General features: G+C 71.1%; 9 protein-coding genes. 4 read left to right on the forward strand and 5 right to left on the reverse strand.

The genetic code is table 11. The annotated features are described in order from the left end of the window. Nucleotides 1-26 precede the first annotated feature (26 nt). On the reverse strand, nucleotides 27-437 hold the full coding sequence (locus ACFYW9_RS12550; protein ID WP_389148284.1) for a cupin domain-containing protein: 411 nt from the start codon (nucleotides 435-437) through the stop codon (nucleotides 27-29). Between the two features lie 51 nt (nucleotides 438-488). Here ACFYW9_RS12550 and ACFYW9_RS12555 point away from each other — a divergent pair, with 51 nt between their 5' ends. After that, the gene (locus tag ACFYW9_RS12555) at nucleotides 489-1544 is read left to right on the forward strand and encodes a GlxA family transcriptional regulator (protein ID WP_389148287.1); all 1056 of its coding nucleotides are present in this window, start codon (nucleotides 489-491) and stop codon (nucleotides 1542-1544) included. Continuing rightward, nucleotides 1541-2035 (forward strand): LURP-one-related/scramblase family protein, encoded by a 495-nt coding sequence (locus tag ACFYW9_RS12560; protein WP_389148290.1) that lies wholly within the window; start codon nucleotides 1541-1543, stop codon nucleotides 2033-2035. The genes ACFYW9_RS12555 and ACFYW9_RS12560 overlap by 4 nt, the downstream gene beginning before the upstream one ends. Nucleotides 2036-2261: 226 nt before the next feature. Here the strand turns inward: ACFYW9_RS12560 and ACFYW9_RS12565 are convergent, their stop codons facing one another. After that, nucleotides 2262-3077 carry a carbon-nitrogen family hydrolase gene (locus tag ACFYW9_RS12565; RefSeq protein ID WP_389148293.1) on the reverse strand — a complete coding sequence of 272 codons (816 nt, stop codon included), beginning with the start codon at nucleotides 3075-3077 and terminating at the stop codon, nucleotides 2262-2264. A gap of 154 nt (nucleotides 3078-3231) precedes the next feature. Here ACFYW9_RS12565 and ACFYW9_RS12570 point away from each other — a divergent pair, with 154 nt between their 5' ends. Further along, on the forward strand, nucleotides 3232-4056 hold the full coding sequence (locus ACFYW9_RS12570) for a maleylpyruvate isomerase family mycothiol-dependent enzyme (RefSeq protein ID WP_389148296.1): 825 nt from the start codon (nucleotides 3232-3234) through the stop codon (nucleotides 4054-4056). A gap of 154 nt (nucleotides 4057-4210) precedes the next feature. Here ACFYW9_RS12570 and ACFYW9_RS12575 read toward each other — a convergent pair whose 3' ends face one another. Both ACFYW9_RS12575 and ACFYW9_RS12580 read right to left on the reverse strand, forming a co-directional pair. Next, a complete protein-coding gene (locus ACFYW9_RS12575; RefSeq protein WP_389148299.1) occupies nucleotides 4211-5509 on the reverse strand; it encodes a nitrate/nitrite transporter in 1299 nt (432 codons plus the stop codon). Then, a complete protein-coding gene (locus ACFYW9_RS12580; RefSeq protein ID WP_351871149.1) occupies nucleotides 5506-6180 on the reverse strand; it encodes a GntR family transcriptional regulator in 675 nt (224 codons plus the stop codon). The genes ACFYW9_RS12575 and ACFYW9_RS12580 overlap by 4 nt, the downstream gene beginning before the upstream one ends. Before the next feature lie 202 nt (nucleotides 6181-6382). On the opposite strand from ACFYW9_RS12580, the gene ACFYW9_RS12585 reads away from it, so the two are divergent. Further along, on the forward strand, nucleotides 6383-7282 hold the full coding sequence (locus tag ACFYW9_RS12585) for a D-alanyl-D-alanine carboxypeptidase family protein (RefSeq protein ID WP_389148303.1): 900 nt from the start codon (nucleotides 6383-6385) through the stop codon (nucleotides 7280-7282). A 103-nt stretch (nucleotides 7283-7385) separates the two neighbouring features. Here ACFYW9_RS12585 and ACFYW9_RS12590 read toward each other — a convergent pair. Next, a partial coding sequence (locus ACFYW9_RS12590) for a 2-oxo acid dehydrogenase subunit E2 (RefSeq protein WP_389148306.1) occupies nucleotides 7386-7769 on the reverse strand: 384 nt, incomplete at its 5' end.

A 7769-nucleotide genomic window follows, 5' to 3' on the forward strand; every position in this document is an offset into this window, starting at 1 on the left:
ATCCCGGACCGCCGTACGGCCGGGTGTCAGTCCAGCGCGTGCCCCGTCGTCGCGTCCACGTGGGCGGGGATCTCGTCGTGGCGGTCGCCGACGGTGAGGGTGCCGGTGGGTTCGAAGAGGAGGATCGACGCGCCGTCGGGGGCGTACGGCCTGTGCTCGGTTCCGCGGGGGACCGTGCAGACGGAGCCCTTGGGGAGGACGACGGTCCGCTCGCCGGCCGGCTCACGGAGCGCGATGGTCAGCTCGCCCTCCAGGACCAGGAAGAACTCGTCGGTGTGGTCGTGCACGTGCCAGACGTGTTCGCCCTCGACCTTCGCGACGCGCACGTCGTAGTCGTTGACGGTGGTCACGATGCGCGGGCTCCACAGGTCGGTGAAGGAGGCGAGGGCGGCGGAGAGGGAGACGGGTTCGCCGCGTCGGTCGGGTGCACTGGTCATGCGTTCATCGTCCGCGCCTTCCGGCATCCCGGCGAGTGCTAGAAATCGCGTATGCCGCAAGGATCCTCGCAACGTCCCGCATCCCCGGAGGCTCCCGGCGCACGCGGGCCGGCGGAGCCTTCGTCCCGCCGGCCGCATCGCGTCGCCGTGATCGTCGACGAGGGTACGAACCCCTTCGAAGTCGGCGTCGCGACCGAGTTGTTCGGGCTTGCCCGACCCGAACTGGGGCGGCCCGAGCCGCTCTACGAGCTGACCCTGTGCACCCCCACGCCCGGTGTCCGGATGAACCACGGGTTCTTCACGCTGAGCGGGGTGCCGGGCCTCGACGCGACGGACGACGCCGACACGCTCGTCGTCCCCGGGCGTCCCGACAACGTCGTCCCACGCCGGGCCGCCGTCCTGGACGCCGTCCGGCGCGGCCACGCGCGCGGGGCCCGGGTGGTGAGCTTCTGCACCGGGGCCTTCGCGCTCGCCGAGGCGGGGCTGCTCGACGGGCGGCGCGCCACCACGCACTGGCGCTGGACGGACGTCTTCCGGGAGCTGCACCCGAGAGTGCTGCTCGATCCGGACGTCCTCTTCGTGGACGACGGCGACGTGCTGACGGCGGCGGGCAGCGCGGCCGCGCTCGATCTCGGGCTGCACCTCGTCCGCCGGGACCACGGCGCGGAGACCGCCAACGCGGTGTCGCGCCGGCTGGTGTTCGCCGCGCACCGCGACGGGGGCCAGCGCCAGTTCGTACGACAGCCGCTGCCCGACGTGCCCGACGCCTCGCTGGCACCCCTGCTGGCCTGGGCGCAGGAGCGGCTCGGTGAGCCGTTGACGGTCGGGGACCTCGCCGCGCACGCCGCGGTGAGCCCGGCGACCCTGCACCGCCGCTTCCGCTCCCAGCTCGGCACGACACCGCTGGCCTGGCTGACCGCGCAGCGGGTCGCCCTCGCCTGCCGGCTCATCGAGCGCGGGGAGGCCCGGCTCGACGTGGTGGCGGACCGCAGCGGGCTCGGGACCGCCGCGAACCTGCGCGAACGGGTGCGCCGGGCGACGGGACTCAGCCCGTCGGCCTACCGGCGGCGTTTCGGAACGCCCACCGGGGAACCGGTGACGGCATGAGATACCTCGTACGCGACCGGCTGCTCGGCTTCGGTGAGGACTACTGGATCGAGGACGACCACGGCGACAAGGTCTTCCTCGTCGACGGCAAGGCCATGCGGCTGCGGGACACCTTCCAGCTGAAGGACACCCGCGGACGCGTCCTGATCGACATCCACCAGAAGATGCTCGCGCTGCGCGACACGATGATCATCGAGCGGGACGGCGATCCGCTCGCGACCATCAAGCGCAAGCGCCTGTCCCTGCTCCGCAATCACTACCGCGTGTCGCTGGTCGACGGCACCGAGCTCGACGTCAGCGGCAAGATCCTCGACCGCGAGTTCGCCGTGGACTACGACGACGAACTCCTCGCGCAGATCTCCCGGCGCTGGCTGCATCTGCGCGACACGTACGGCGTCGACGTCGTCCGGGAGGACGCCGATCCGGCGCTGCTGATCGCGGTCGCGGTGTGCGTGATCCATCTGGCGGAGAAGGAACGGGGGGACGACTGACGGCGCCGTCCGCCGAGGGCACCGGAAGCGGTGCCGTAAGCGGTGCCGGGGGCGGCGCCGGAGACGGATGGCGGCGGGGCCGCGGGCCGGCGGAGAGGCGGCCGACAGGCCCCGCGGCGGGACGCCGGTCCGCTGCGGGGCACCGCAAGTCAGCGGGGCACCGCAGGTCAGCGGGGTGGGAACCTCGCCGACGAGGGGGAGCCGGGCCGGGCAGGCGGGACGCCGGTCAGCGGGTGGGCGTGTCCAGGCCCAGCAGGCGGTCCTTCAGGGCCGGGAACTGTTCCCGGGTCGCCGCGACCCTCGCCGGGTCGAACTCCACCGTGAGGATCTCCTCGTCCGGGCCCGCCTCGGCGAGGACCTCACCCCACGGGTCGACCACGATCGAGTGCCCCGCCTGGGGAACTCCCGCGTGCGTACCGGCCGTTCCGCAGGCGAGGACGTACGCCTGGTTCTCGACGGCGCGTGCCTGCGCGAGCAGGGTCCAGTGGGCGCGGCGCCGCTCGGGCCAGCCCGCCGGGAGGACGAAGGTCTGCGCCCCCGCGTCCACGAGTCCGCGGAAGAGTTCGGGGAACCGCAGGTCGTAGCAGGTGGCGACGCCGATGACGGTCTCCGGCAGCCGCACGGTCACCAGGTCCGTACCCGCGCCCATCAGCACGGCCTCGCCCTTGTCGAAGCCGAAGCGGTGGATCTTGCGGTAGGCCGCGACGCGTTCGCCGGCGGGGGAGTAGACCAGGGAGGTGTTGTAGAGGGGGGCCTCGGCCTCCGGGCCGGTCCCGGACGCGGCGCGCTCGGGGATCGACCCGGCGTGCAGCCACACGCCCGCGTCGCTCGCCGCCTTGCTCATCGCCTCGTGGGTCGGCCCGTCCAGCGGCTCGGCCCACGCCCCGAACCCCTCGTAGGCGAAGGCGCCGGTGGTCCACAGCTCGGGGAGCACGACGAGATCGACTCCGGCCTGATCACGTACCAGGTCCGCCACACGGTGCCTGCGGGATGCGACCGATTCATCATCGTTTACGTCGATCTGGAGGAGCGAGGCGCGCACACTACCACCGTCCTGGCATTCGAGCCGTCGATACCGGCCTACGATCGTCACACGAAAGCACTGCCGGGGTGCCTCACAGCAGCGTAACTTAGCGTCCCAAGACACCCGCTGCCTGTGAAATGCCCGCGTCCAACCGCCCGAGGGGTCCCGTTCCGTGAGTCTGCATCCGAGTCTTCAGTCCTACGCCGACGCCTGGGCCCACTCGATCGAAGCGATATCCGAGCTGGTTCAGCCGCTTGTGGAGGGCGAGTGGAACCGGCGGACCCCGTGCCCCGGCTGGTCGGTCCGTGACATCGTCTCGCACGTCATCGGGCTGGACTGCGAGATGCTCGGCGACCCGCGGCCGATCCACACCCTTCCCCGCGATCTCTACCACGTGACGAACGAACACCAGCGGTACATGGAGATGCAGGTCGACGTACGCCGCCACCACACGGCGCCGGAGATGACCTCCGAGCTGGAGTACACGGTCATCCGCCGCAACCGGCAGCTCCGGAACGAGACGCGGCAGCCCGACGCCAAGGTGCGGGGCCCGCTCGGCACCGAGGTCACCCTGGAACACGCGATGCGCAACCGCGCGTTCGACGTGTGGGTGCACGAGCAGGACCTGCGGTGGACGCTGGGCCGGCCGGGAAACCTCGACTCCCCCGGTTCGCAGATCGTGCGGGACCAGCTGCTGGCCGCGCTGCCGAAGATCGTCGCCAAGAACGCGGGGGCGCCGGTCAACTCCGCGGTCGTCTTCGACGTGCACGGTCCCGTCGAGTTCCTGCGCACCGTCCGTGTCGACGCCGACGGGCGCGGCTCGATAAACGGTTCGCCCTCCCTCGGTCCCGCCGTCAGCCTCGCCCTCGACTGGGAGACCTTCGTCCGGCTCGCCTGTGGCCGCGTCAGCCCCGACGCCGTGTCCGACCGCATCAAGGCCGAGGGCGACCCGGAACTGACCGCGGCGATCCTGCGCGGCCTCGCCGTCACGCCGTAACGGGCGGGGCGGCCGCGCACGCTGCCGCGACGGGGCGGGGACGTTTCCCCGCCCTCCGCCCCGCTCCGCACGTCCCCCGGTCCCTCGCGTCACGTCCCGCACATCCCGGACAGCGCGAGCCGGCGGCAGCGGGACGGGGTGGCGTCGGCGGCGGTCACGCCGGTACGTGCACCGTCTCCACCCGGCTGGCCACGAGCCGCTCCCGCTCCCGGCGGGCCGCCTGCTTCCGCAGCCGGAAGATCTGGCTCAGCCCGGCCGCCTGGAGGACGAACACGGAGGCGAAGGCGACCCGGTAGTTGTCGTCGGTGGCGTCGAGCAGGAGACCGATGGCCAGCAGCGTCGTCATCGAAGCGGTGAAACCGCCCATGTTGGTGATCCCGGACGCGGTGCCCTGACGCTCCGGCGGATTTGCCGGGCGCGCGAAGTCGAAGCCGAGCATCGAGGCCGGTCCGCAGAACCCGAGCACCGTGCACAGCACGACCAGCAGCCACATCGGCGCGTGCTCGCCGGGGTACACCAGCACCCCCGCCCACACGACCGCCGTCGCCGCGACCGTGCCCAGCGCCAGCGGCAGCCGCGCGGTGTGATGCCGGGCGACGATCTGTCCGTACACCAGTCCGGCACCCATGTTGGCCAGGACGACGAGTGTCAGCAGCTCACCGGCCGCGGCCCGCGACAGACCCTGCGCCTGGACGAGGAACGGCATCCCCCACAGCAGCAGGAACACCATCGCCGGGAACTGCGTGGTGAAGTGCACCCACAGACCCAGCCGGGTACCCGGTTCCCGCCAGGACGCGGCGATCTGCCGGCGGACGTACGCGGCACCCCGGTGCGGGAACGGCTCCGGCCGGTGGCCCTCGGGGTGGTCCTCCAGGAACAGCAGCAGGAGGACGAGGACGAGGACACCGGCGGCGGCGCTGCCGGCGAACGCGGCCGTCCAGCCCACGCCGTGCAGCAGCCGGGCGATCACGAGCGTCGACACGAGGTTTCCGGCCATACCCGCCAGACCCGCGAACTGCGCGACGAGCGGACCGCGCCGGGCGGGGAACCACCGGGTGCCGAGCCGCAGCACGCTGATGAACGTCATCGCGTCACCGCAGCCCAGCAGGGCGCGCGAGACGAGCGCCATGCCGTACGACGAGGAGAACGCGAAGCCCAGTTGCCCGGCCGTGAACAGCAGGACGCCGATGGTCAGCACCTTCTTGGTGCCGAGCCGGTCGACCAGAAGCCCGACCGGTATCTGCATGCCCGCGTACACGAGGAGCTGGAGGATGGAGAACGTGGACAGGGCGGAGGCGCCCACGTGGAAGCGGTCCACCGCGTCGAGCCCGGCCACCCCGAGTGACGTACGGAAGATGACCGCGACGAAGTACACCGAGACGCCGATGCCCCAGACGGCGATCGCGCGCCGGCCGCCGGGCGGGTCGCCGGGCAGGGTGGCCGGGGAGCTCATCGGACCTCGCCCCGCGCCAGGTTGGAGAACCAGCTCACGTGGCCGTGGATGAGGGCGACGACCGCGTCGGCGTCACCGGCCCGCAGCGCCTGGAGGATCTGCTCGTGCTCGACGAGCGTCTTGGTGATCCGGTCGGGGTGCGCGTGCATCACGGCGACCCCCATCCTCAACTGGCGGTCGCGGAGCTGGTCGTAGAGCCGGGAGAGGATCTCGTTGCCGCCGCTGCGGACGATCTCGGCGTGGAAGCAGCGGTCGGTGACGGCGGCGGCGGCCAGGTCCCCGGCGGCGGCCTGCTCCTTCTGCCGGTCGAGCAGTTCCTCCAGACGGGCCAGGAGCCGCGGCGACGCCGGTACGGCCTTGCGCGCGGCGTGCTCCTCCACGAGCTGGCGGGTCTCGACCACGTCGGCGATCTCCTGGGCGGAGACCGGCAGGACGAGCGCGCCCTTCTTCGGGTAGAGCTTGATCAGCCCTTCGGCCTCCAGGCGGAGCAGCGCCTCGCGGACCGGGGTGCGCGAAACGCCCACCGCGTCGGCGAGTTCACCCTCGGTCAGCAGGGACCCGCCCTCGTAACGGCGCTCCAGGACGCCCTGTTTGACGTGTGCGTAGACGCGGTCCGCGGCGGGCGGCTGTTTCACGGGGGGCCGCATCGGCGCGGGCGGGGCTGAAGGCATGCGCACATCATAGATACAACACGTACGCATGCCCGGGGGCATTTCAGCATGCGGACCCCAACAGCCCCCGCGCGTAACCCAGGTCACATGAATTTCCTCCGTTTGCCGCACATCCCTTTGCGCGCCCCGCGAGTCTGAACGTGGGACGGCATCCCTATGTGCCGTTCTCCCAGGGGCATTTCGCGCATACGGAGCGTTCATTTTGATTACCGGCATTAAGGGCACGCGTTTCCGCAGGGCCGCCGCTGTGACCCTCACGACCGGCGCCGTGCTGGCAGCCGGCGGCTTCGGCGCCGCGCCCGCGGGCGCCGTCGCCACGCCCACGATCGCCGCCAAGGGCGGCTACACCATGAACAACGGCACCGGTACGACCCTCTACAAGAAGGCCGCGGACACCAAGCTGTCCACCGGTTCCACCACGAAGATCATGACCGCCAAGGTCGTGCTCTCGCAGTCGAACCTCAACCTGGACTCCAAGGTCACGGTCTCGAGCGCGTACAGCAACTACATCGTCGACGCCGGCTACGTCTCCTCGGCCCACCTGATCGTCGGTGACAAGGTGACCGTCCGTCAGCTCCTCTACGGTCTGATGCTGCCGTCCGGCTGTGACGCCGCCTACGCGCTCGCCGACAAGTTCGGCTCGGGCACGACGCGCGCCGCCCGCGTGAAGTCGTTCATCGGCAAGATGAACACCACGGCGCGGAGCCTCGGCATGACGAACACCCACTTCGACTCGTTCGACGGCGTCGGCCACGGCGCGAACTACTCGACGCCGCGCGACCTGACGAAGCTCGCCAGCAGCGCCATGAAGAGCACCACGTTCAAGACGATCGTCAAGACCGTCAGCACCAAGCAGAAGGTGACGACCTCGAGTGGCGGCTACCGCTACTACACGTGGGAGAACACCAACAAGCCTCTGCTGACCGGCTACTCCGGCACGATCGGCATCAAGACCGGCTCGGGCCCCGAGGCGAAGTACTGCCTGGTCTTCGCCGCCACCCGCAACGGCAAGACGATCATCGGCACGGTGCTCGCTTCCACGTCGGCCACCGTCCGCACGTCGGACGCGACGAAGCTGCTGAACTACAGCTTCGCCAGGTAAGGCACCCGAACAGGGAAAGGGGCCTGCCGCGCATACCGCGCGGCAGGCCCCTTTCCCATGTCACGGACCGGCAGGGGGACTCAGCTCCCCCTGCCCCGTCGGCTCACGCCCAGGTGATCAGCCGCTTGGGCTGCTCCAGGACGGCGGCGGTGTCGGCGAGGACCCGGGAGCCGAGCTCGCCGTCGACCAGGCGGTGGTCGAAGGAGAGCGCCAGCGTGGTGACCTGGCGGGGCTTGACCTTGCCCTTGTGGACCCAGGGCTGGAGTTTGATCGCGCCGACCGCGAGGATCGCGGACTCGCCGGGGTTGAGGATCGGCGTGCCCGTGTCGACGCCGAAGACGCCGACGTTGGTGATCGTCACCGTGCCGCCCTGCATCGCGGCCGGTGAGGTCTTGCCCTCGCGGGCCGTGGCCACCAGTTCGCCCAGCGACTCGGCCAGCTGGGGCAGGGTCTTGGTGTGGGCGTCCTTGATGTTCGGCACGATCAG

The organism is Streptomyces sp. NPDC002698 (assembly GCF_042888945.1).
GTDB lineage: Bacteria > Actinomycetota > Actinomycetes > Streptomycetales > Streptomycetaceae > Streptomyces.